Source organism: Stappia sp. BW2, assembly GCF_008107695.1.
GTDB lineage: Bacteria > Pseudomonadota > Alphaproteobacteria > Rhizobiales > Stappiaceae > Roseibium.
In genome coordinates, this window is the sequence record NZ_VIRG01000058.1 from 173293 (window position 1) to 196477 (window position 23185).

22 protein-coding genes are annotated in these 23185 nt (G+C 61.1%); 12 read left to right on the plus strand and 10 right to left on the minus strand.

Features of this window, described 5'->3' with window-relative positions; all coding sequences use genetic code 11:
• The first annotated feature begins 124 nt into the window (after positions 1-124).
• The 8 genes from typA to FMN63_RS09020 all read left to right on the plus strand — a co-directional run bounded on the left by typA (position 125) and on the right by FMN63_RS09020 (position 8931).
• The gene (typA, locus tag FMN63_RS08990) at positions 125-1948 is read left to right on the plus strand and encodes a translational GTPase TypA (RefSeq protein ID WP_148583625.1); all 1824 of its coding nucleotides are present in this window, start codon (positions 125-127) and stop codon (positions 1946-1948) included.
• A gap of 430 nt (positions 1949-2378) precedes the next feature.
• On the plus strand, positions 2379-3302 hold the full coding sequence (locus FMN63_RS08995; RefSeq protein ID WP_209001027.1) for a sulfurtransferase: 924 nt from the start codon (positions 2379-2381) through the stop codon (positions 3300-3302).
• A 1-nt stretch (position 3303) separates the two neighbouring features.
• The gene (locus FMN63_RS09000; protein ID WP_148583627.1) at positions 3304-4434 is read left to right on the plus strand and encodes a YeeE/YedE family protein; all 1131 of its coding nucleotides are present in this window, start codon (positions 3304-3306) and stop codon (positions 4432-4434) included.
• A complete protein-coding gene (locus FMN63_RS29550; protein ID WP_162855010.1) occupies positions 4431-4607 on the plus strand; it encodes a hypothetical protein in 177 nt (58 codons plus the stop codon). Before FMN63_RS09000 ends, FMN63_RS29550 begins: the two co-directional genes overlap by 4 nt.
• Before the next feature lie 148 nt (positions 4608-4755).
• Positions 4756-5808, plus strand: a complete 1053-nt coding sequence (locus tag FMN63_RS09005) for a MaoC family dehydratase (protein ID WP_148583628.1) — start codon at positions 4756-4758, stop codon at positions 5806-5808.
• Between the two features lie 75 nt (positions 5809-5883).
• Entirely contained in the window at positions 5884-6657 is a 774-nt protein-coding gene (locus FMN63_RS09010; RefSeq protein WP_148583629.1) for a helix-turn-helix transcriptional regulator, read from the plus strand.
• Between the two features lie 85 nt (positions 6658-6742).
• Positions 6743-8224: an indoleacetamide hydrolase gene (gene iaaH / locus FMN63_RS09015; RefSeq protein WP_209001028.1), complete on the plus strand. Its 1482-nt coding sequence runs from the start codon at positions 6743-6745 to the stop codon at positions 8222-8224.
• 89 nt (positions 8225-8313) lie between these two features.
• Complete coding sequence (locus FMN63_RS09020; RefSeq protein WP_148583631.1) at positions 8314-8931, plus strand: HD domain-containing protein; 618 nt, start codon at positions 8314-8316, stop codon at positions 8929-8931.
• Between the two features lie 225 nt (positions 8932-9156).
• On the opposite strand, the gene FMN63_RS09025 is transcribed toward FMN63_RS09020, so the two are convergent.
• The 3 genes from FMN63_RS09025 to FMN63_RS09035 all read right to left on the minus strand — a co-directional run bounded on the left by FMN63_RS09025 (position 9157) and on the right by FMN63_RS09035 (position 12904).
• The gene (locus tag FMN63_RS09025) at positions 9157-10419 is read right to left on the minus strand and encodes a L,D-transpeptidase family protein (protein ID WP_148583632.1); all 1263 of its coding nucleotides are present in this window, start codon (positions 10417-10419) and stop codon (positions 9157-9159) included.
• 363 nt (positions 10420-10782) lie between these two features.
• Complete coding sequence (locus tag FMN63_RS09030) at positions 10783-11742, minus strand: acetyl-CoA carboxylase carboxyltransferase subunit alpha (protein ID WP_148583633.1); 960 nt, start codon at positions 11740-11742, stop codon at positions 10783-10785.
• Positions 11743-12070: 328 nt separating this feature from the next.
• Positions 12071-12904, minus strand: coding sequence for a DUF3108 domain-containing protein (locus FMN63_RS09035; protein ID WP_209001029.1), 834 nt, complete (start codon positions 12902-12904; stop codon positions 12071-12073).
• A gap of 340 nt (positions 12905-13244) precedes the next feature.
• On the opposite strand from FMN63_RS09035, the gene rpmB reads away from it, so the two are divergent.
• Both rpmB and FMN63_RS09045 read left to right on the plus strand, forming a co-directional pair.
• Complete coding sequence (gene rpmB / locus FMN63_RS09040) at positions 13245-13541, plus strand: 50S ribosomal protein L28 (RefSeq protein ID WP_148583634.1); 297 nt, start codon at positions 13245-13247, stop codon at positions 13539-13541.
• A 116-nt stretch (positions 13542-13657) separates the two neighbouring features.
• Positions 13658-14323, plus strand: coding sequence for a VUT family protein (locus tag FMN63_RS09045; protein ID WP_148583635.1), 666 nt, complete (start codon positions 13658-13660; stop codon positions 14321-14323).
• Positions 14324-14480: 157 nt separating this feature from the next.
• On the opposite strand, the gene FMN63_RS09050 is transcribed toward FMN63_RS09045, so the two are convergent.
• From FMN63_RS09050 to FMN63_RS09065, 4 genes are all read right to left on the minus strand, one after another.
• Complete coding sequence (locus tag FMN63_RS09050) at positions 14481-15578, minus strand: esterase-like activity of phytase family protein (RefSeq protein WP_209001030.1); 1098 nt, start codon at positions 15576-15578, stop codon at positions 14481-14483.
• Positions 15541-17451: a cobaltochelatase subunit CobT gene (gene cobT, locus FMN63_RS09055; protein ID WP_148583636.1), complete on the minus strand. Its 1911-nt coding sequence runs from the start codon at positions 17449-17451 to the stop codon at positions 15541-15543. Before cobT ends, FMN63_RS09050 begins: the two co-directional genes overlap by 38 nt.
• Positions 17452-17458: 7 nt before the next feature.
• The gene (gene cobS / locus FMN63_RS09060; RefSeq protein WP_148583637.1) at positions 17459-18445 is read right to left on the minus strand and encodes a cobaltochelatase subunit CobS; all 987 of its coding nucleotides are present in this window, start codon (positions 18443-18445) and stop codon (positions 17459-17461) included.
• A gap of 68 nt (positions 18446-18513) precedes the next feature.
• Complete coding sequence (locus FMN63_RS09065) at positions 18514-19104, minus strand: DnaJ domain-containing protein (RefSeq protein WP_148583638.1); 591 nt, start codon at positions 19102-19104, stop codon at positions 18514-18516.
• 179 nt (positions 19105-19283) lie between these two features.
• On the opposite strand from FMN63_RS09065, the gene FMN63_RS09070 reads away from it, so the two are divergent.
• Positions 19284-19583 carry a BolA family protein gene (locus FMN63_RS09070; RefSeq protein ID WP_162855011.1) on the plus strand — a complete coding sequence of 100 codons (300 nt, stop codon included), beginning with the start codon at positions 19284-19286 and terminating at the stop codon, positions 19581-19583.
• An 85-nt stretch (positions 19584-19668) separates the two neighbouring features.
• On the opposite strand, the gene FMN63_RS09075 is transcribed toward FMN63_RS09070, so the two are convergent.
• The 3 genes from FMN63_RS09075 to FMN63_RS09085 are packed head-to-tail and all read right to left on the minus strand — an operon-like array spanning position 19669 to position 22825.
• Complete coding sequence (locus FMN63_RS09075) at positions 19669-21009, minus strand: HlyC/CorC family transporter (RefSeq protein ID WP_148583640.1); 1341 nt, start codon at positions 21007-21009, stop codon at positions 19669-19671.
• Positions 21006-22127, minus strand: coding sequence for a 3-dehydroquinate synthase (aroB, locus tag FMN63_RS09080; RefSeq protein ID WP_148583754.1), 1122 nt, complete (start codon positions 22125-22127; stop codon positions 21006-21008). Before aroB ends, FMN63_RS09075 begins: the two co-directional genes overlap by 4 nt.
• A 53-nt stretch (positions 22128-22180) precedes the next feature.
• Positions 22181-22825: a shikimate kinase gene (locus tag FMN63_RS09085; RefSeq protein ID WP_205513928.1), complete on the minus strand. Its 645-nt coding sequence runs from the start codon at positions 22823-22825 to the stop codon at positions 22181-22183.
• A gap of 157 nt (positions 22826-22982) precedes the next feature.
• Here FMN63_RS09085 and FMN63_RS29555 point away from each other — a divergent pair, with 157 nt between their 5' ends.
• Positions 22983-23126 carry a hypothetical protein gene (locus FMN63_RS29555; RefSeq protein ID WP_162855012.1) on the plus strand — a complete coding sequence of 48 codons (144 nt, stop codon included), beginning with the start codon at positions 22983-22985 and terminating at the stop codon, positions 23124-23126.
• The last annotated feature ends 59 nt before the right edge of the window (positions 23127-23185 follow it).

Consider the following 23185-nt stretch of genomic DNA (forward strand, 5'->3'; position numbering starts at 1 on the left):
TTGCACAATTCCCTCGCGCCACGTATAAAGGCGCCAAATTCGGCATGGATGCCGATCCATAGCAATTCAACTTCCAGACAAGCTGCGGGTCCCCAAGGGCCCGTTCTGTCTTTTGGAGCCACTCATGAAACTTCGCAATATTGCCATCATAGCGCACGTTGACCATGGCAAAACCACCCTTATCGACGTTCTGCTGAAGCAATCCGGCGCGTTCCGCGACAACCAGCGCACCGAAGAACGGATGATGGACTCCAACGACATCGAGCGTGAGCGCGGTATCACCATTCTGGCCAAGGTCACCTCCCTGGTCTGGAAAGACACCCGCATCAACATCGTCGACACTCCGGGCCACGCCGACTTCGGCGGCGAGGTCGAGCGTATCCTGCACATGGTCGACGGCGTTATCCTTCTGGTGGACGCCGCCGAAGGCCCGATGCCGCAGACCAAGTTCGTGCTCGGCAAGGCACTGAAGCTCGGCCTGAAGCCGATCGTCGCGATCAACAAGATCGACAAGCCGGAACAGCGCGCTGATGAAGTGCTGGACGAGGTGTTCGACCTGTTCGCAGCCCTCGACGCCAATGAAGACCAGCTCGACTTCCCGGTTCTCTACGGCTCTGCCAAGCAGGAATGGATGGCGCTGGAGCCGACCGGCCCGCAGGACAGCATGGATCCGCTCTTCGACATGGTTCTGGACAAGGTATCGCCGCCGGAAGCCGAGCCGGGCGATTTCCGCATTCTGGCGACTACCATCGAATCCGACCCGTTCCTGGGCCGCATCCTGACCGGCCGCATCGTATCCGGCACTGCCGTGCCGAACATGCCGATCAAGGCGCTTGCCCGTGACGGCAGCCTGGTGGAAAACGGTCGCATCTCCAAGATCCTCGCTTTCCGGGGCCTGGAACGCCAGCCGATCGAAAAAGGTGAAGCGGGCGACATCGTCGCCATCGCAGGTCTGACCAAGGCAACCGTCGCTGACACCCTGTGTGCACCGTCGGTCACCGAGTCCCTGCAGGCACAGCCAATCGATCCGCCGACACTGTCCATGACCTTCCGGGTCAACGACAGCCCGCTGGCCGGCACCGAAGGCTCCAAGGTTCAGTCCCGCGTTATCCGCGACCGCCTGAAAAAGGAAGCAGAAGGCAACGTCGCGCTGAAGATTGAAGATACCGCTGAGCCGGACGCTTTCGTTGTATCCGGACGCGGCGAACTTCTGCTGGCGATCCTGATCGAGAACATGCGTCGCGAAGGTTTTGAACTCGGCGTCGGCCGTCCGCGCGTTGTCTATCAGTATGACGATGCCGGCAACCGCCTGGAGCCGATCGAGGAAGTCATCATCGACGTTGATGAAGAACATTCCGGCGTCGTTGTTCAGAAGCTGCAGGAACGCAAGGCCGACCTTCTGGAAATGAAGCCGTCCGGCGGTGGCCGCACCCGTCTGGTGTTCCATGCTCCGACGCGTGGCCTCATCGGCTATCAGTCCGAACTTATGTCGGACACCCGCGGCACCGCGATCTTCAACCGCCTGTTCCATGGCTACGAGCCGCACAAGGGTCCGATCCAAGGCCGCCATACCGGCGTGCTGCTGTCCAACGGCACCGGTGAAGCCGTCGCCTATGCGCTGTTCAACCTGGAAGACCGCGGCCCGATGATGATCGATCCGGGCACAAAGGTGTATCCGGGCATGATCATCGGCGAGCACACCCGTGGCAACGACCTGGAAGTGAACGTCCTGAAGGGCAAGCAGCTCACCAACATCCGCTCTGCCGGCAAGGACGACGCGGTCAAGCTGACCACGCCGAAGAAGCTGACCCTGGAAGCGGCACTCTCCTACATCGCAGACGACGAGTTGGTGGAAGTCACACCGGACTCCATCCGCCTGCGCAAGGCCATCCTCGACCCGCATGAGCGCAAGCGCGCCGACCGCGCGGCGAACAAGGAATCGGCATAAGCCCGATTTGAGAAACCAGAAAAGCCCGGGCAGCGTCCCGGGCTTTTTGCTTTTTCAAGGCCAGTTTCCTTTACGCCTCATCCTGAGGAGGACCGCAGGTCCGTCTCGAAGGATGGGCTGCTTGCTCCGAACTCTGCCGCCCATCCTTCGCGACAGCGCTTTGCGCTTCCTCAGGATGAGGTTTTGGTTTCCCTTCTCCGGTTTTCAGGGCTCCACTTATTTCGCCGGCAAACCAGAAGACTTGCGGCAATCCGCAAGCCTGCCCCGCAACCAATTGCCAAGCCACTTCTGCGCCTTGGTTTAATATGTCAATCCGCCCACCAAGTTTGAAATGCCATCCCACGCTCCGTGACGGAGAACTTCCTAAAATTCGGCAATTGAATTGAAGCGTCTGGCTGCAAGGCCATCGCGCACCAGGAAGGCCAAACCGATGAAACATCTCGCTCTCGCATTGGCGATGACTGCAAGCCTCGCCACATCCGCCGCTGCCGCAACCTTCGGCCCTCTGGTGGAGCCCGCCGAGCTGTCCGCGTCGCTGGACACCGTGGAGCCGGTGCTTCTGGACATTCGCAATGCCGGATACGAGAAGGGCCATGCCGACGGCGCCCTGTTTGCCCCCTACCGCATGTTCCGCGGACCGTCTGAAAATCCAGGCGGTCTTGTGGATGTCGAAAAGCTGGAAGCCGAACTGGAAGAGCTCGGGCTGGAACAGGACACCCCCATCGTCATCCTGTCCGAAGGCAAGACCGATACGGACTTCGGCTCGGCAGCGCGTGTCTACTGGACCCTGAAGTCCACCGGTTTTACTGATCTGTCGATCCTGAACGGCGGTCTGGAGTCCTGGAAAGCTGCGGGCCTGCCGGTCAACTCCACGGCAGAATCCGCCTTTCCGAGCGAGCTGGACCTGACGTTTGACGACACCTGGCTTGCCACCACGGCAGACGTTGCCGCTGTGGCAGCGGGCGAGTCGGACGCGCTTCTGGTTGATGCCCGCCCGGCTGACTTCTTCAACGGCAAGAAAGCGCATGACGCGGCAGCGCGTCCAGGAACCCTGCCGACCGCCATCAACCATACCTATACGGCTTTCTTCAAGGATGGCTCGCCAGCCATGTCGACCGCCATCGATCCTGCCGCGCTGAAGGCCTCGCTTGGTGTGAAAGACGGCAAGGATACGGTTTCCTTCTGCAACACCGGCCATTGGGCTGCGGCTCACTGGTTTGCGGTGTCCGAAGTGGCCGGAGTGGAAAACGCGAAGCTTTACGCGGGCTCCATGGTCGAATATTCCCAGTCCGGAAACGAGATGGCGAACACCCCGGGTCTCGTACAGAACCTGCTCAACCAGATATTGAACTGACGTGACCACCACCGCAGATATTCACGCAGCCGCTGCGACGCCGGTCTGGCGCCGCGGCGGTCTTGTTTTGGCCGCCTTGGCGGCTGTTCTGGCCACCGCTCTCCTCGTGGGCGGCCGCTATGGCTTGCTGCTTGCCGTCGGCCTTGGCTTCGGCATCGTGCTGGAAGGCCTGCGCTTCGGCTTTGCCGGCCCATGGCGTGCGATGATCCTGCGCCGCGACCCCGGCGGCCTGTGGGCACAGCTTCTGTCGATTGCCCTTGTTTCCCTGGTAGCCTTTCCCCTGCTTGCCGCCAACCAGGGTGAATTGAGCGGCGCTCAGGGGCCAATCGGCTTTGCGATGATCGCAGGGGCCTTCGTCTTTGGCGCCGCCATGCAGGTGGTGCTGGGCTGCGGGTCCGGCACCTTGGTCAATGCCGGCTCCGGCAATGCGGTCTCTCTCGTCGCCCTGCCCTTCTTTGCCATCGGCAGCTTCGCCGGGGCTTATCACCTCATCTGGTGGACAGACCTTGGCGCACTGCCGGTTCTGACCCTGTCCGGCTGGCAGGGCGCGGCGATCACGCTGCTGGGACTTTCGGCAGTTGCGGCACTGCTTTGGAAATTGTCAGCCCCCGAACACCGGCGCCTGCCACGCCGGCTGATCGTTGCGGCCGTCCTGCTGGCCGCCCTTGCGGTTCTGAACCTGATTGTCGCCGGTCAGCCGTGGGGCGTCGTTTACGGCCTTGGCCTGTGGGCCGCGAAAGCGGCGTCTGCCGCGGGCGCGGATCTGTCCGGCTCGGCTTTCTGGAGCGCGCCGGGTTCCGTCGAGCGCCTGACGCATAGCCTGCTGACGGACTACACCTCGCTGACGAATATCGGCATCATCCTGGGGGCGTTTCTGGTCGCCGGTTGGCGGACGGGCGGCCTGTCCCAGAACATCCCGTACCTGCCCGCACAGGCCTGGGTGGCTGCAATCGTCGCGGGCTTTCTGCTGGGTTATTCCTCCCGCCTCGCCTTCGGCTGCAACGTCGGGGCGTTCTTTTCCGGCATCTCGACCGGCAGCCTGCACGGCTGGGTCTGGTTTGCAGCCGCCTTTGCCGGATCGATCTATGGCGTGAAACTGCGCCCCCTCCTGAAGCTGGAGGCAAGATCATGACCCGTCTGGTGACTGCCCTCATCGCTCTTGCAGGCCTGGCCGCCGTGATCGCTCTCGACGCGTCTGCGACACCGCCCAATCCCTACAAGGCCCCGAAGCTTCTGGCCCTGGGGTCTGGCACCGCCCCCAGCGGCGGGTTTTGCGGCGCGCTGCCTGATCCGGCGGGCAAATGACCGCTGTTTACCTGTCCTTTTTCGGGCCGGATAGACAGCTTCAAATGCCGAGACCTGTTACAAAGCGTCATCGGCAAAACGTCTGACTTGCTTGTGTGCACCGCAGCGGGCTTAATCCTCTCCAGCAAATCAGAACCGGGAGGCACAGGTGAGCAAGACCAATCGCGGCAATTTCTTCGAAGACTTCAAGGTGGGTCAGGTAATCCGCCACGCAACGCCGCGCACCATCACCGGCGGTGACCAGGCGCTCTATAACGCGCTTTACGGCTCCCGCTTTGCGGTTCAATCGTCGGACGCTTTCGCAAAATCCCTGGGTTACGCCCATGCCCCGGTCGATGACCTGCTGACCTTTCACGTCGTATTCGGCAAGACCGTGCCGGACATCTCGCTGAATGCCGTTGCCAATCTCGGCTACGCCGGTGGCCGGTTTCTGGCGCCGGTGTTCCCGGGAGACACGATCTCCACCGTTTCCGAGGTGATCGGCAAGAAAGAAAACTCCAACGGCAAGACCGGCGTCGTTTATGTGCGTTCAACAGGCTACACCGCCAACGGCACCGAGGTGCTGGACTATGTCCGCTGGGTGATGGTCAACAAGCGTGTGGCGGCAAATCCGGCACCGGAACCCGTCGTGCCTGAACTTCCCGCGGCGCTCGACCCGCAGTCTCTCGGCACCGCCGTGCCACTGTTGGACACCGCCAATTGGGACAACGACCTGGCCGGTTCCGAATACCGTTTTGCCGACTACGAGGTTGGCGAGCAGATCGACCATGTTGACGGCATGACGGTGGAAGAAGCCGAGCACCAGCTTGCGACCCGGCTTTACCAGAACACCGCCAAGGTGCATTTCAACCAGCATACGGAAGCGCATAATCGCTTCGGACACCGACTGGTCTACGGCGGCCACGTGATCTCCATTGCCCGTGCCCTGTCGTTCAACGGGCTGGCCAACGCGTTCCACATAGCCGGTATCAACGGCGGCCGCCACGTCGGCCCGCTGGCCGCGGGGGATACGGTCTATGCCTGGTCGGAAGTGCTGGACAAGGCGGACATCGACGGACGCTCGGACGTTGGCGCGCTGCGCCTTCGCCTTGTCGCGACCAAAAACCGGACCTGCCATGATTTTCCGGGCCAGGACCATGAAGGCAACTACCTGCCGGAAGTGGTGCTCGATTTCGACTACTGGGCCTTGATGCCGAAATAAGCTGAAAACCGGCCCGATCCTTTTGGATGACGGATCTCCTCTTCCCGGCTACCATGACGCAAGAGGAGGTCTGGCATGCTGACAACGCTTTCGGGCCGGGAAACAAAGCTGATATTCGCGATCATGCAGGACATGACCGCCATCCAGGACGCGCGGCAACTCAGGCTGCAGCTTGGTGCACGCTTGCTTGACCTTCTGGAGGCCGATTATTTCGCGTCCTACGTCTGGACACGGACGGACGGCGACACCGACGGTGTGTTCCTGAACATGGACGAAAGCAATCTCGCCGCCTATCAGCATCATTTTCAGCACTGCGACCCGATCACGCCCCGGTTCCGCATGTGCCGGCGCGCCACCCATCTGGACCAGATCATTTCCCGGGAAGACTTCCTGCGCACCGAATTCTACAACGACTTTCTGGCGCGCGACGGCCTGCACCAGGGAATGAACTTCCATGCCTATGCGGCCAACGGCCATCTGGGCGACCTGCGCATCTGGCGCGGCGCCGGCAAGGAAACCTTCCAACAGCGCGATCTGGAGATGCTGAACGCAATCGGCACGGCCTTCGGGCAGGCGCTGGCCAACATGCGCTCCAATGAACAGAAACAGCGGGAAGCAGACCCCCGGTTACGCTTGGCTGCCTGGGCGACCCGCCATCATCTGACGGGCCGCGAACAGGACGTTCTGTGCCTGGTTAGCGAAGGCAAGCGCGACCGCGAGATCGCGTCAGACCTGAACATCTCCGTGACCACTGTGCGTTCCCACCTCAAGGCCGTGTTTCAAAAGTCCGGGCTCACCAGCAGGGCCGAACTGCTCGCCAGCATCAACGCACGGCATTCCCTTCAGTAAACACCCTTGCCTCCTCATTTTGGAGGATGTGCAGCACAGGCTCCCGGCGTTTGCTGTTTCCCCCAAGCACAAGAAGGGGAACAAAATGAAAGTGCATCTTACAGCCGGACTGACCGCGCTCGCGGCTGCCCTGGCCTGCCCGGCCCAGGCCGCGGAAGATATCACCACCCTGAGCGCGGCGGAAATGGCGAGCGCCATAGCTGAACAAACGCTCAGCGCCACGGACCTCGTCAACGCTCTGATTGCCAAGACCGGGGATGACCCTGGCAACGTCTACATATCCTTCGACACCGAAGGCGTCCTGGCGGCAGCAGCCGCGGCGGATGAAAGCGTGAAGGCGGGTGAAGCCCTCGGCCCGCTGCACGGTGTGCCGATTGTCGTCAAGGACAACATTGCCGCCGAAGGCCTGCCGACAACCGGTGGAACGCCGGCGCTGAAGGGCTGGGTGCCACGGGAGGACGCACCTGTCTTGAAGAAGCTGCGGGAGGCCGGTGCCATCCTGCTCGGCAAGACCAATCTTCATGAACTTGCCTTCGGCATCACGTCCAACAATGCCGCGTTCGGCGCGGTTGCCAACGCTTACGATCCGGACCGTATTGCCGGTGGCTCAAGTGGCGGCACAGGTGCTGCCGTTGGCGCCCGTCTTGCGCCTGCCGGACTTGGAACAGATACAGGCGGATCGGTGCGCATTCCCTCGGCGCTCAACGGCGTTGCCGGTCTGCGTCCAACCGTCGGCCGCTATCCGACAGAAGGTATCGTGCCGATTTCCGCCACGCGCGACACCCCCGGCCCGATTGCAAGAACAGTTGCCGATCTGGTTCTCCTCGATTCGGTCATCACCGGCAGTACGCCAGGGCTTGAGCCGGTCGACCTCACCACTGTCCGCCTCGGGGTTCCAGCTGGCCTGACGGACAACCTTTCACCGGAAACGGGCCGTCTGTTCAAGGAAGCGCTGGACAAGCTGGAGGCTGCGGGCGTGACGCTGGTTCCCGTTGATATCAGCACGGAGTTGGAGCTTGCCGGAAAAGCCGGGTTCCCGATCGCGCTTTGGGAAGTGAAGCGGGATCTCGCCGCCTTTCTGGAGACCCATGACACCGGGCTCGGATTGCAGGACATAGCCAATGAGGTCGCCAGCCCTGATGTCAAATTCATCTTTGACAATCTGATCCTGGGCAATCAGGCGATCCCCGATGCTGTTTACCGCGACGCCATGGACGACATGCGGCCCCTGATCCAGTCCGGATATGCGGAGGTCTTTGCGGCCAACAAGCTGGATGCGCTGGTCTTCCCGACAACCCCGCTGCCGGCCCAACCCATCGCGGAGTCCGACGAGACAGTGTCACTGAACGGAGAAGACGTACCCACCTTCCCCACCTTCATCCGCAACACCGATCCGGGATCGGTCGCCGGAATTCCGGGCCTCTCGCTGCCCGCGGGACTGACAGCGGATGGCCTGCCCGTCGGTCTTGAACTTGACGGCCCAGCCTTTTCCGACAGGCACCTGCTGGCGCTCGGTCTTGCGGTCGAAACGGTGCTGCCGGACATGCCGGCCCCGGCATCCAACTAAGCAGAAGACCCAGACAGGAAAAGGAAATTTCCTGTCTGGACTTTTCCGGATACCCTGACGCACACTCCCGCAAAACAGGAGTGTGAACCATGAAAACCGTTTCCTTCACCCAGATGAAAGACGGCACCAAGGAAGAATACGACTTCCTGGCCGAGGCGGAGCATCCCCATCACGCCATGACGCCGGATCGCGTCCTGGCTGAACTGAAACGCCAGGACGAGGACACCCTGAGTGGCTACAAGATCACCCGTCTGCAGCACGGCCTGCAAGCGGCGACAAGAGCACGCCGGGAAGGTGCGGATATCGACTGGATCGTCGGCGCGCTTCTGCATGATGTCGGCGACGGGCTGGCCCCGCAGAACCACGACCGGTTCTCAGCCGAAGTTATCCGGCCCTTCGTGCGCGACGAGGTCGCCTGGGTGGTGGAACATCACGGCATCTTCCAGATGCTCTACTATGCGCGCCATTACGGCTGGGACGAAAACGCCCGCGACAAGTTCAAGGACCACATGCACTTTCAGGCCTGCGCCGACTTCTGCGAGCGCTGGGACCAGTCGTCCTTCGATCCCGACTATGAAATGGACACGCTGGAAAGCTTCGAGCCGCTGGTGCGCGAGGTCTTCTCCCGCAAGGCCTACGACCCTGAGGTGCTGCAAGAGGGCGTCTCCACGGGTTTGCCGCCGCTAAAGGAAACGATCGCCGGGTAGTGGAAACGCGAAGCGGGCAAATCGGCTCGGCCCGCAGGACATCGCCATTCTGAAAAAAGCCCATGGCCTGTCGCGCTGGATGGGGAACTTGCTCCCGAGAACACGTTCCCCTTGAGAAGGACGTCTCAGTCCTTCTTGCGAATGAGGCGGTCAACGGCACCGGACACTCGCGATGGAGCTGAAACCGGACCTGGGTCCGGCTACCGGATCAAATGCCGAGCCAGATCAGTTCGGCTTGGTATCAGGAACCACTTCGGTTTCGATGGGGCCGACAGCGGCCCCTTCATCCGACGCTTTCGGCCCGAAGGGCACCCAGCGCTTGAAGAAGCTGCCGACAGAGCCGCCGCCAGACTGGTCCTGCGGGGCAAAGGCCGTCTCGACCGCCGAGCCCGGCTGAGCTGCCGGCGCGGCTTCCGCAGGTGCTGCTGCTGTCGCCGTTTCAGCCGGCTGCCCTTCGGGAACAGCGGTCTCGGCCGTGGTGACTTCCGGATTGGTATCGTCATCACCGCCGCCAAGCACTTCAGCAAGCCGATTGGACCGCTCTTCCCAGCGCTTCTGACGCTCTTCGCGAGCCTCGAACCGGGCCGCGAGCTGCTGGTATTTCTCGTTGTCGCGGCGCTGCTTGGAGGCCACGGCCGTCGCGATGCTCGGGCTCACCTGATAATCCGGGCACTTGGCGCTGGCCCGGAACGGCACACCCTGCACCAGCGTGGTGGCGTCGAACACGTATTTTTTCTCGCACACGGAAATCTGCGGCGGGGTCTGCGTGACTTCAAAGTGATCGTAGCCGGTCTTCAGCATCTGCCAGAATTCCATGTGCTCGCTATCGCGATGGCGCGCCATGTTTTCCGGCGTCATGCGAAACGGAAACGCCTGCACCTGGAAGGAGCGCTGGCCACCCTTGAAGCTGTCGCGGGCAAGCGCGTAGATGTCCTGCACCTGCTCGTCTGTCATGGCGTAGCAGCCGCGGGAGGAACAGGCACCATGCACCATCAGGTGCGAGCCTGTGCGACCGTGGGAACGGTCATAGGAATTGGGATAGCCGAGATTGAAGGCCAGATGGTAATTCGAGTTCGGGTTCATCAGGGCCGGCGTGATTTCATAGAACCCTTCCGGAGCCTGACGATCGCCTTCCTTGAACTTCGGGCCGAGTTTGCCGGACCACTTGCAGATCTCGAATTCGTCCAGAAGCTTGTACTTGCCGCTGCGTGTCTGTTTCCAGACTTCCAGCAAGCTCTCCTCCTTGAAGATCCGGATCATGATCGGTGAGGACGAACTCATGTTGAGGTCGTTCATCTTGCGCTTGATCGACGCACTGACGGGAAGTTGCGCCTTGTTCGGGCCTGCGCTGAATTCGTCTCCCTGGCAAGCGGCCAGTACGCCGGCAAGCAAAAGCGCTGCACCGAGGCGGACTGTCTTGCGACCACTCAGGCCACTTTTACCAAAAAGAAGGCCGGCTGACGTGTTCATAAGGCGCCGAAAGACCATGATACTGTCCCAAACTTAGCGGAAACCGACGAAGGCAGACGAATTGCCTTGCCGCACTTCCTGCGTCCTCGCCCCCGCGCAGAGGCTAGGCAACTATGGTTGACGATAAGTTACTGAAACCGCATTGCCCCTGCGACCAAAATTATGGTGATAGGAACAAAAACCTGCCCAAGCGTCATCCCGCACGTCTCAACGTCGCCTGAATGACGGCAAATTCTGGCCACAGAATGGCGAAAGGGCCGCTTTTACGGCGGCCCTGCAACGTTTTTCGCATATCTGCGGCGGTTTGAAGCCCTTTACGGTCGTGGAGAAGCTGTTTCACCGACCACCGCAATTGCGACGCCTTCACAGGACCGTGAAGTCCTAGCTCAGCGTCCTGCCGATGGAGAGGAATTTTTCGCGCCGCTGCTTGCGCAGTTCATCCGCAGACAGACCCGCCAACCCCTTCAATGCGGTTTCGATGGCTTTGCCCGCGTTGTCGATCACAATTTCGCTGGCACGGTGCGCGCCGCCGACCGGCTCCTTGATGATGTCGTCGATGACGCCGAGCTGCTTGAGATCCTGCGCGGTGATCTTCAGCGCGGTGGCAGCGTCCTGCGCCTTGGCACTGTCGCGCCACAGGATGGAGGCAGCCCCTTCCGGTGAAATCACCGAATAGATTGCATGCTCCATCATCAGCACCTTGTTGGCGGTTGCGATGGCAATCGCGCCACCTGAACCGCCTTCACCGATAACGACGGCGACGGATGGCGTGCCCAGACCCAAACCAACATCGGTCGAGCGCGCAATCGCCTCGGATTGACCGCGCTCTTCAGCGCCGCGCCCCGGATAGGCACCCGAGGTGTCGACAAAGCTGATCAGCGGCAGGCCGAAGCGTTCAGCCATTTCCATGACCCGGACAGCCTTGCGGTAGCCCTCGGGACGGACCATGCCGAAATTGTGCTTGAGGCGCGTTTCCGTGTCGTGCCCCTTTTCCTGGGCCAGAACGGCAACGGACTCTCCGCGGAAACGGCCGATCCCTGCGATCAGCGCTGCATCTTCGGCAAATTTCCTGTCGCCGGCGAGCGGCGTGAAATCCTCGATCAGCCCGGCGATATAGGCAACCGCGTGCGGACGGTCCGGATGACGCGCAACGAGCGTTTTCTGCCAGGGTGTGAGTTTGGTGTAGAGTTCCTGCAGCGTTTGCGAGGATTTCGTTTTCAGCCGGTCGATTTCTCCATCGACATTGACGGCTTCGCCATCTTCACCGGCCAGAGCCCGTAGCTCCTGAATCTTGCCTTCAATGTCTGCAACGGGCTTTTCGAATTCCAAATAGCTGTGCATTTACTCGGTTACCTGAAACATGCCGGTGCCGCCTCTCGTCCGCGGCCGTTCCGGAAATTCTGTTACAAGATCGAAGGATATCCGGCCGTCAGCGCCCAGTCACCCAATGTCGATCATTTCAAAGACGTTCAAGCATCTTTGCCGCCTTTGAACAACGCAAGATGCTTCAGGCCGCTCACGCGCGCCTGAACGCATACGTGGGGGCTGTATCAAGAGACGCAAGTAGGTGCAAGCCTCGGCGTGCCGGTTGCGGGAAACCGGAACGCCCCTTCGTCCTTGTTTTCATGCCGAAAAAGGGCCTGCAAGGAGCGTCACGAAAGACCGGAAATCAGTCGGCGGACGCCTGATCGCTGCCGGCACCGTCGATCTTGAGCTTGTCGGCTTCAACCACTAGCCGGCCGTTCTTCGTGTCGATGGAAATTCGGTACGGCACCAGCACGTTGTCGCGCCCCATGGGTGCGACCCAGACTTCCATCTTGGCTTTGGCCATGTATTTGACCGAATCCTTGGACGGACGGTGACCCGCGACCGGCACCCAGCGGGCCTTGCACACCACCACCGGGCCGTCATAACCGTGTCCGGAGACTTCCTTGGTACCGGCGTAGCTCAGCTTGATATCGAACCGTGTCCAGCCGTCGAACACCGGCAGACGGCGGGAACAGGCTTTCGGTCCGAGACTATCCTTGGCCCGGCCAACCGGCATCAGCGCCGCGCTCAGCGGATCGATCGCGTTCCGCGTATGCCGGCTCGTCACCTTGATCCGTTCCGGATTCGGCTTGAACTGGGGCGCGACCTCCATGGACCGGATGCTGCCGGACCCCTGGCTGAGATTGACGTAGAAATCGAGATTGGAGGCGTGCGAGGCCATGCGGTATTTCGACGGCACGACGCGTGAACCCACCATCCAGCCGGATGCTTCCGCCCCACCCTTGCCGGTGGAGAACAGCGTGCCGATCCCCGCGGGCTCAAGGCTGACCTTGGCCGAATAGGCATTGCCCTGCATCACGAGCGACAGTGTTCCGCGCCCGACCTTGAAGCCGGCAATCGAGATATTGTACAGGCCACCGACGCTGTTTTTCTTGGCTTCCGCCGGTGTCGTCAGCAGTGCCGCAGCAAGCATTGGCAGGGCGACCAGCCGCCCGAAAGACATCAAACCGAACACTTCAAAACCTCCGGACTGCCGCCTGGCAGCGAATTGCGCCCCCGCGCCATGAGAGTTCCGCGACGGAAAGATACCATGAATCCCGGTCGTTGAACGACCCCAATCATTCTCAATTATGGTAACTCACTGGTTAACGGCAGGGCATCATGCAAATAAAAGCAGTGAATCTCGGCAAAGCGGCTCAGATGTCTTGACGTTGGCTTCCAGTCCCATTATAGCGGGGCAACTTTTTCCGAGAAATGCCGGAGACGATGTCGCCGGGCCTCAGGTCCGCGCCGGTTCCGGTTGGACTTGCTGGGTTCAAAGTAACGGCCCAGCCACGAAAACAAAAGGTGATATCATGGCACGCCGTTGCGAACTCTCCGGCAAAGATGTGATGACGGGCAACAACGTCTCTCACGCGAACAACAGGTCCCGCCGCCGGTTCCTCCCGAACCTGTGCAACGTGTCTCTCATCAGCGACACGCTTGGCGAAACCTTCAAGCTGAAGGTCTGCGCACACGCTCTGCGCTCCGTCGAACACCGCGGTGGCCTGGACGCCTACCTGATGAAGGCCAGCGACGCTGAGCTTTCCGACGCTGCCCGCAAGATCAAGGTCAACATCAAGCGCAAGCAGGCTGAAGCCGCTGCTGCTTAAGGCCTGAAGCGCCTGCCAGGCCGTTCTCGGCAGCAGGCCGCTCTGACACTTGCAAAGAACCTTTTCAGAACGCCCAATCGATATCGGTTGGGCGTCTGTCGTTGTGAGGTGAACACATGACCGACACTCGGACATTTTCCGCAAGCCATCACGTTGTTGCCATTCTGGCGATGGCGGCTGTGGTCGTGGCCTCCAACTTTCTGGTCCAGTTCCCGGTCGAACATATCATCGGCGGCATCAACCTGGCCGATACGCTCACCTGGGGCGCCTTCACCTATCCGGTCGCCTTTCTGGTAACCGACCTTACCAACCGCCGCTTCGGCCCGGCAGCCGCCCGCAAGGTGGTGATGGCCGGCTTCCTGATTGCCGTTGCCCTGTCGGTGTGGCTGGCAACGCCCCGCATCGCCATCGCCTCCGGCACGGCCTTCCTTGTGGCGCAGTTGCTGGACGTGACCATCTTCGACCGCATGCGCAAGCTGGCCTGGTGGAAGGCACCGGTCACCTCGTCCTTCATCGGCTCGGTCATCGACACGCTCCTGTTCTTCGGCATCGCCTTTTCCGCCAGCTTCACCTTCATCGACAGCCTGTTCGGTATGAAAAACAGCTCGCTCGCCTTCCCTGTGCCGTTTCTCGGCATCAGCGAGGATACCCAGACGCTGTTGTGGGTCTCGCTGGCCGTCGGCGACTTCCTGGTCAAGATGCTCGTCGCCGTCGTCCTGCTCGCCCCTTACCGGATCGTTCTGGGCCTCTTTCGAGCGCTGCCGGATGAGCGCGCGGCCTAAGGGTCCAGAAGGTTCAACCTATCTGCGGCATGGATGAGGGAAAGGCGCTTCACGGCGCCTTTTTGCTTTTCCGCTTCTGATGACCTGCCTGTGCAGGCGAAATTTCCGAAAAAGAAGGAAGGAAGCCAAGCCGCACAGACAGCGGGCTTGAGAACCCCTATTCCTCCAGCCGAAACCTCAGAAACAGGGTTCGCTGCAGGATCGAGCGGTTGTTGTCGGAGACGAGCGTCAGGATCGTCTCACCCTTTTCATTGGTGTGAACGCCGAGCGCTTCCATGTTGTCGATCTGGGAGTTGAAGTCGGCCTCCAGCAGCAACTCGCCTTCCAGAACCGCTCCGGGAACGATGTCCGCTCCCTTGAACCGGCGCAGACGCATGCCGATCAGGTCGCGCAGGGTGAAGCGCCGCTCCATCAGAACCATGTCGCCACCGGGCAGAAACGCGGCATCGGTCGCATCGAAACGGTCATGCCGGCGGATGGAGAAGCGTTCCGTGCCCTTCGGACCGATGATGAAGCCCGACAGGTCGTGCAGATCGCTTGGCGCGGATTCCGCGACAGCAACGAGCTTGCCCGCCAGCGGGCTGTCTTCCGGCCCGGCAGCCAATGCTTCCAGCCCGGTGTTTCGTGGCAGATCACGAATATCTTGCGGCAGTGCGACTTCGCCGATCATCTTTTCCTTGCCTGTCGAGATCGGCCAGGGGAAATGATAGATGGCATTGCGGGTTTCGGCGGTTACATAAAGTCCGGAGCCCGACAGTGTAAGCGCCTCCGTATCGTGCCCCCAGCGCTTGTCCAGCTTTTTGCCGTTCGCACCAAGCAGCGGGGCGAAACGCAAGTCTGTGATCCCCGAGGGCTTGCCGTCCGCTGTCTGCTCGATCCGGCCGCTGACCCAATGGCCGTTGTCCGTGACAGCCAGAAACCCGTTGCCGCCATCCAGACTGATCATCCCGGACAGTCCGCCAACCTTGCGGTCGGCAGCAATCAGCTCAAGACCGCCCAGATAGGTAAGCTTGCCGAATGTCGCATCTTCCGCCCCGATGCGGAACGTCTCGATGGGCCGGGTACGCGACGGGACCGGCTGTCCGGCCGACAGCAGCTCCTGCGCGGAAGCGCGGAGAGGGACCGCACACAACAGAGCCGAAAGAACGACGGCTGCCAGCGCAATGCCAACTGCGGGACGACGCCCTTCTGCTGCCATGTTGTCCCGGTCCTGCCGACTAACGACGACCCGCACGGCGTCGACCGCCACGCGCATTGAAGGATGTGTCCACCTCGTCGTCGAAAAGATCGGCAAGCTGGTCCGTCATGGCACCCGCCAGTTCTTCGGCATCAACGATGGTCACGGCGCGGCGGTAGTAGCGCGTCACATCGTGGCCGATACCAATGGCGATCAGTTCGACCGGCGACCGGGTCTCGATTTCCTCGATGACATAGCGCAGGTGCCGCTCCAGATAGTTTCCCGGGTTGACGGACAGCGTGGTGTCGTCCACCGGAGCACCGTCGGAAATCATCATCAGGATGTGGCGTTGTTCTGGCCGCGCCATCAGCCGGTCATGAGCCCACAACAGGGCTTCGCCGTCGATGTTCTCCTTCAGCAGACCTTCACGCATCATCAGGCCAAGGTTCCGCCGGGCGCGCCGCCAGGGAGCGTCCGCGGACTTGTAGATGATGTGGCGCAGATCGTTCAGCCGTCCCGGAGTGGGCGGCTTGCCGGCACCGATCCAGCTTTCGCGCGACTGGCCACCTTTCCAGGCCTTGGTGGTAAAGCCGAGGATCTCGACCTTCACACCGCACCGCTCCAGCGTGCGTGCCAGAATGTCGGCACAAGTGGCTGCAACGGTGATCGGCCGACCGCGCATAGATCCGGAATTGTCCAGAAGCAACGTCACGACCGTATCGCGGAAATTGGTGTCCCGTTCCTGCTTGAATGCAAGCGGCGCCATCGGATCGGTCACGGCTCTTGTCAGCCTGGCCGTGTCCAGAAGCCCTTCTTCCAGGTCGAAGTCCCAGGCCCGATTCTGCTGCGCCATCAGCTTGCGCTGCAGCCGGTTGGCCAGGCGCGCCACGGCCCCTTGCAGATGGGTCAACTGCTTGTCCAGGAACCCGCGCAGACGCTCGAGCTCCGCAGAATCGCAAAGTTCTTCGGCAGTAATCGTTTCGTCGAACTGGGTGGTGAACACCCTGTAATCGGTTTCCGGCCGGTTGGAGGTCGGCAGGTCGGGCCGGTCGCTTTCGCCCGGCTCCTCTGTGTCCTCCGACATGTCCTGGTCGGCGAAGTCTTCCATGTCGGCTTCGGCAGCTTCCGTATCGCCGCTGTCCTGCTCTTCGCCGGAAAGTTCCATCTCCTGCGGAGAGGCATCCTGTTCGCCGCTGTCTTCTTCGCTGTCGTCGCCGGATTCGGCTTCGTCGTTGTTGCCCTGGTCCTCGTTTTCTTCCGGGTCCATGTCCTGGTCTTGGTCGCCAAGCTCATCGCCCATGTCGAGCGATTTCAGGACGTCACGCAGACGGGCCGCGAAGGAATTCTGGTTCTCGACCTCCGCTTCCAGCCGGTCGAGGTCGGCACCAGCCTTGTCCTCGATCCAGCCACGCCACATGTCGACAAGCTTTTCCGCACTTTCCGGAGGCTTTGCCCCGGTCAGGCGCTCACGTACCAGCAGGGACAGGGCGTCCTGCAGCGGCGCTTCTTCCCGGCTGCTGATATCCGGCGCACCGGACTTGCGGAACCGGTCGTCAAGCATCTCCGACAGGTTGTCGGCGACGCCCTGCATGCGCCGTGCACCGACAGCTTCACAGCGGGCCTGCTCGACCGCTTCGAAAATCGCCCGGGCGTCCGGGCCCTGCGGCATGTTCTTGGAATGCACGGCCTTGTCGTGGCAGGCGATGCGCAACGCAATACTGTCCGACAAACCGCGGGTAATGGCGATTTCCCGTGCGTTGATCTTGCGCGAAGGCTCGGGCAGGCGCGCGGACATGCCGCTGAGACCGGGCCGGTCACCGGAAAAGATGACTTCCAGTTCCGACTCACCGGAAATCGCCCGCATGGTGCCGGTCACCGATTGCTTGAACGGCTCGGTGCTCGGCGCGGGCTTGTTGCCCGGAAGGGAATTATGACCCGGCCGTGGTGCCATCGGGACCTCAGCTCATGACTACGTTGACAGAGGATTCCGGCAGATCTTCGCCGAAGCAGCGCTGATAGAACTCGGCCACCAGAGACTGTTCCATGTCGTCGCACTTGTTGAGGAAGGTCAGACGGAAGGAGAACCCGATATCGCCGAAGATCTGCGCGTTTTCCGCCCAGGTGATGACCGTACGCGGGCTCATGACGGTCGACAGGTCGCCGTTGATGAAGGCGTTCCGGGTCATGTCTGCCAGGCGCACCATTTTGGAAACGGTGTTGCGGCCTTCTTCCGACTGGAAGTGCTTCGCCTTCGACAGGACGATATCCACCTCGTTGTCGTGCGGCAGATAGTTCAGCGTGGTAACGATCGACCAGCGGTCCATCTGTGCCTGGTTGATCTGCTGCGTGCCGTGGTACAGGCCGGAGGTATCGCCGAGACCAACCGTGTTGGCCGTGGCGAACAGCCGGAAGGCCGCGTGCGGGCGAATGACGCGGCTCTGGTCCAGAAGCGTCAGGCGGCCGGAAGATTCCAGGATACGCTGGATCACGAACATCACATCCGGACGGCCGGCGTCATATTCATCGAACACCAGCGCGACATTGTGCTGATAGGCCCACGGCAGGATACCGTCGCGAAATTCCGTGACCTGCTTGCCATCCTTGATCACGATCGCGTCTTTACCGACGAGATCGATACGGGAGATATGGCTGTCCAGGTTGACGCGGATACACGGCCAGTTGAGACGCGAAGCCACCTGTTCGATGTGGGTTGATTTGCCGGTGCCGTGATACCCGGTCACCATCACCCGCCGATTGTGGGCAAACCCCGCCAGAATCGCCAATGTGGTGGCACGGTCGAAAAGGTAATCCTCATCACGCTCAGGCACGTGTTCTGACGGCGCGGAAAATGCAGGTACCTTGAGGTCGGACTTGAAACCGAAAACCTCTTCTACGGAAATTTCAGTGTCCGGCATGGCCATGGCCGCAGTCGTCGTCTCAGTCATCAGTCCTCCGCAGTCCCGCATTTTTCGGGAAGGGTCGTTTGGAAAAAGCCCGCAGGAACCTGCAGGCTCTAAAGGAAACCGGCTTTTTTCAGAACGTTATACGCCTGAATGATTTCCCGCAGGCGGTCTTCGGAAGACCTGTCACCGCCGTTGGCATCCGGATGGTTCAACTTAACAAGCTCCTTATAGCGCGCTTTGATTTCGGCGCCACGGGCTGTGTAAGGCAGATTGAGCACATCCAGGGATCGTTTTTCAAGCGTTAGTAGTTTTCTTTCGCGCGGACGGCGCACTTGCTCGGCTCGTCGCTGCGCGTTGGAGCGCATGTTGGAGCGTGCGTCGAACCCGTCCGGACCATCGGCGGCCTGCCGGTTTACACCCATTTTCCAGGTTGGCCGGTGCCCTGTCAGACTGTCCTTCTGATAGGTGCGCACGTCGTCATCGCCCATGCCCGTAAAATAGTTGTAGGACTTGTTGTATTCGCGCACGTGGTCAACGCAGAAATTGAAATACTGCCCTTCCCGGTCGCGCCCTTTCGGCGCCCGGTGCGTGCCCGGTCGCTTGCAACCCGGATGATCGCACACTGGATGACGGCCCTTGTCGGCCCGTTCCTTGTCCGGTTTCACGCGGATGCTGTCGAAAAGTTTTGAGTCCAGTTTCATGCGCCGAAATATTGAAGTGTGAGAGCATGTGGGCAAGCCACAGGCCGTTGCATTGTCCCGGTATCCAAAGTTAATTTCCTCGGACCGGACGTCGAAAGTCGAAGAGCCCGGCACTGTATCAGGCAGGGTCGGACCATGAAAGACTTGAACTTCGAAAACAGCTACGCCAAATGAGACAAATGAGCACGAAGCAAACGATCACCGACAAACTGTCTGCAGCTTTTTCACCGTCTTTTCTGAACGTTATTGACGAGTCGGACAAGCACAAGGGCCATGGCGGCTGGCGCGAGGGTGGAGAAACCCACTTCCGTGTACAGATTGCCGCAGCCGCTTTCGAAGGCATGAACCGGATTGCAAGGCACCGGGCGATCAACGATCTGCTTGCTGACGAGATTGCCGGCGGTGTTCATGCCCTGGCGCTGGAAATCCGCTCCGACAGCGAACCCGACCCGCGCGCCGCCCGGATGGCAGGCGGCTGACAGGCCGCTTTCTCGCAACCTCCCGGATCTGCACACAATCAACCTGGTTAGCTCCACCCGGCCCTCAGAGCCGGGTGTTTCTCGTTTACCCGCCCGCTTTCGCAGCCGCACCGGCGACTGCCTGGGCGGCGCCTGCCGGCATTTTGACGCCTGGCGTCTGGCCAAGCGGCATGATGCGCAGGCGCGTGATGCGGTTCTTTTCCCGCCGCAGCACCGTGAAGCGGAAGCCGTGGAAGGTGAAGATCTGGCGCTCGTCCGGGATCATCCGGGCTTCGTGAATGACCAGACCGGCAATCGTCGTCGCCTCGTCATCCGGCAGGCTCCAGTCGGCAGCGCGGTTGAGGTCGCGAATCGGCACCGAGCCATCGACAATCACCGAGCCGTCCGCCTGCGGCCGCAGGCCTTCCAGTTCCACGTCGTGTTCGTCGGCGATCTCGCCGACGATTTCTTCCAGAATGTCTTCCAGCGTGACGAGGCCCATCACCTCGCCATACTCGTCGACCACCAGAGCAAAATGCGACTTGTGCCGCAGGAAGGCGTTGAGCTGATCTTGCAGAGAGGTCGTGTCGGGAACGAACCAGGCCGGGGCGGCGATATCGAGAACGTTGATCTTCGCAGCATCCCCACCGGCAGCCTGCAGCGCGCGCAGCAGATCCTTGGCATGAAGCACGCCGACGAAATTATCGCTCTCCCCGCGCCAGAGCGGCAGGCGGGTGTAGGGCGATGCCAGTGCAGCGTTGACCAGCTTGTCCGGCGCATCGTCCGCATTCAGCGCCACCATGTTGGTGCGGTGAACCATCACGTCCGAAACTTCCAGCTCTGCCAGATCGAGCAACCCGCCGAGACGGTCGCGCTCGCCCTTTTCCAGGCCGCCTTCGATATGTTGCAGATCGACGGCGCCGCGCAGTTCCTCGTGCGGCGACAGGATCGAGGTGTCGTCACCGATATTGACGCCAAGCAGCTTCAGAATGTTGCGGACGATCCACTCCACCCCGACGACGATCGGGCCGAACACCGCCACAACGAAACGCACGATCGGTGCCACTGCCAGCGCAAAACGCTCCGGGTTCGATATGGCCCAGGTCTTGGGCAGCACTTCGGCAAAAACCAGAACAAGGGCGGTCATCACCAAAGTCGCAAGCGCCACGCCGGCGTCGCCGAAAAGCGATAGGAACACACTGGTTGCCAGCGCAGACGCCAGGATATTGACCAGGTTGTTGCCCAGAAGCAACGCGCCGATCAGCCGTTCACGGTTGGCGATCAGCAGGCTGACCACCCGGGCGCGCCAGTCGCCGGTTTTTTCCATCTGGTGCATGCGCGCGCGCGATGCGGCGGTGAGCGCCGTTTCCGAGCCGGAAAAGAAGCCGGACAGGAACAGGAGAACGAAGACGGCGACAATCGCCAGCCAGAGAGCCGTTTCCGTCATGCCTCGAGTTTCTCCTTCAGGAAGTCAGATACCAGCGCGGGATCCACGCCTTTTTCGACAAAGGCTTCGCCGATGCCGCGCGTAAGAATGAAGGTGAGCGCGCCCCGGCTGACCTTCTTGTCCTGTGCGATGATATCCATAAGGGTCCCTGCTGGCGGCAACTGGCCGGGAATGTCCTGCAGACGCACAGGCAGACCGACATCGCTCAGATGTCTGTGAACGCGATCGACGGTGTCCTGACCGATAAGGTCGAGACGTTGGGAAAACTCATGCGCCAGCATCATTCCGATGGAGACACCTTCGCCGTGCACCAGACGCTCGGTCTCGTAGGCGACGGCCGATTCCAGCGCGTGGCCAAACGTATGACCCAGATTGAGCAGCGCCCTGCGTCCGGACTCCAGTTCGTCCGCAGCCACCACATCCGCTTTTGCCTGACAGGACCGGGCGACGGCTTCGTCCCGCTCCGCCCCACCGGCAAACACCGCCTGCCAGTTGGCTTCCAGCCAGCTGAAGAAGTCGGCATCGCCCAGAAGACCGTATTTGGCAACTTCCGCATAGCCCGCACGAAAATCGCGCAACGGCAGCGTGTCCAGAATGGCCGTATCGGCCAGCACCAGCGCGGGCTGATGAAAGGCGCCGATCAGGTTCTTGCCATGACGTGAATTGATGCCGGTCTTGCCGCCGACGGAGCTGTCGACCTGGGCAAGAAGCGTTGTCGGCACCTGAATGAAAGCCATGCCACGACGTACGGCGGAGGCGACAAACCCGGTCAGATCGCCGACGACACCACCGCCAAGCGCCACCACAGCGTCACCGCGTTCCAGCCGGGCAGCCAGAACCTCGTCGCACAGGCGCTCGAATTCACGGAAGCACTTGGTGCTTTCCCCTGCAGGCACCGTAATGACGGTGTGCTCTAGCCCGGCAGCCTTCAGGCTTTGCGAAAAAGCCTTCAAGTGAAGGCCTGCGACTGTCTCATCGGCAACGACCGCCAGACGCGCACCAGGCATGACCGCGGCAATTTCCGCTCCCGCACCCTCAAGCAGCCCCCGGCCGATCTTGATGTCGTAACTGCGTGCGCCAAGATCGACCCGGACGACTTTTTCGTCCCGGCCCAACATTGCTTTTGCCACTACCGTGTCTACCATGCCGTCACGCTTTATCATTCAAGACATTACATTGATGTTTGCGCGGCGCCAGGAGCCCCGCGCTTGAAGAGATGATCCGCCAGGGCAGCAACGATCTGATCGACCACAGCCTCATGCGGAACGTCCCTGGAAGTCACCGTCAATGCCGCCTTGGCATAAACGGGTTCGCGGTCAGCCATCAGCTTGCGCATGGTGCCCTCGGGATCGGGGTTCTGCAACAGCGGCCGCGTGGACCTGCGCCGAACCCGTGCCATGACCGTGTCGAAATCGACTTTCAGCCAGATGGACAGGCCGTGTTCTGCGATTTCCGCACGCGTCGTTTCCCTCATGAACGCACCGCCGCCCGTTGCGAGCACCTGCGGACCTTCACGCAGAAGACGGGCGATCACCCGTTCCTCACCGCTGCGGAAATAAGGCTCGCCATGCTCGGCGAAAATTTCCGCAACGCTCATGTTGGCCGCGCGCTCGATTTCGGTATCGGCATCGACAAATTCAAGTCCAAGCCGATGCGCCAGCCGCTTGCCGACCGTCGACTTGCCACACCCCATGATTCCCACCAGAACGATGGACCGTTGCCCCAGGGCGGCTACCAGCCGGGCCAGATCAACGGGTTTTACGTCTGTCTCCGCGGATCCTCCTTCGGAAGACCGCGCCTTGTCGTATTCTGTCATGGCGGCGTTTTAGCATATTCGTCAAAAAAGACACGGGGGAACTCCGCCTCACAAACTGCTGCTTTGCCTTGCATGCACCCCCGCCTTGTTGAAACAATCCCGTATCCGATTCGCTTGCCCGCAAGGGAACCGATACCCTGACCTGGAGACAGCCGACGTGCCGACCCTGACCCGCCTGTTGCTCGTGCTGCTGCTGCTCGGCGCACTCGGTTATGGCGCGATCTATTCCCTGGCCAATCTCGTCGAACCGCGCGAACGGCAGATCGAGGTGCGGGTGAAAAAAGACGGCTTCGGCCGATAGGCCGCGTGTTCAACTGACAGGTCATCCACGGGACATGCATCAGGTCCTTTCCCAAGGCA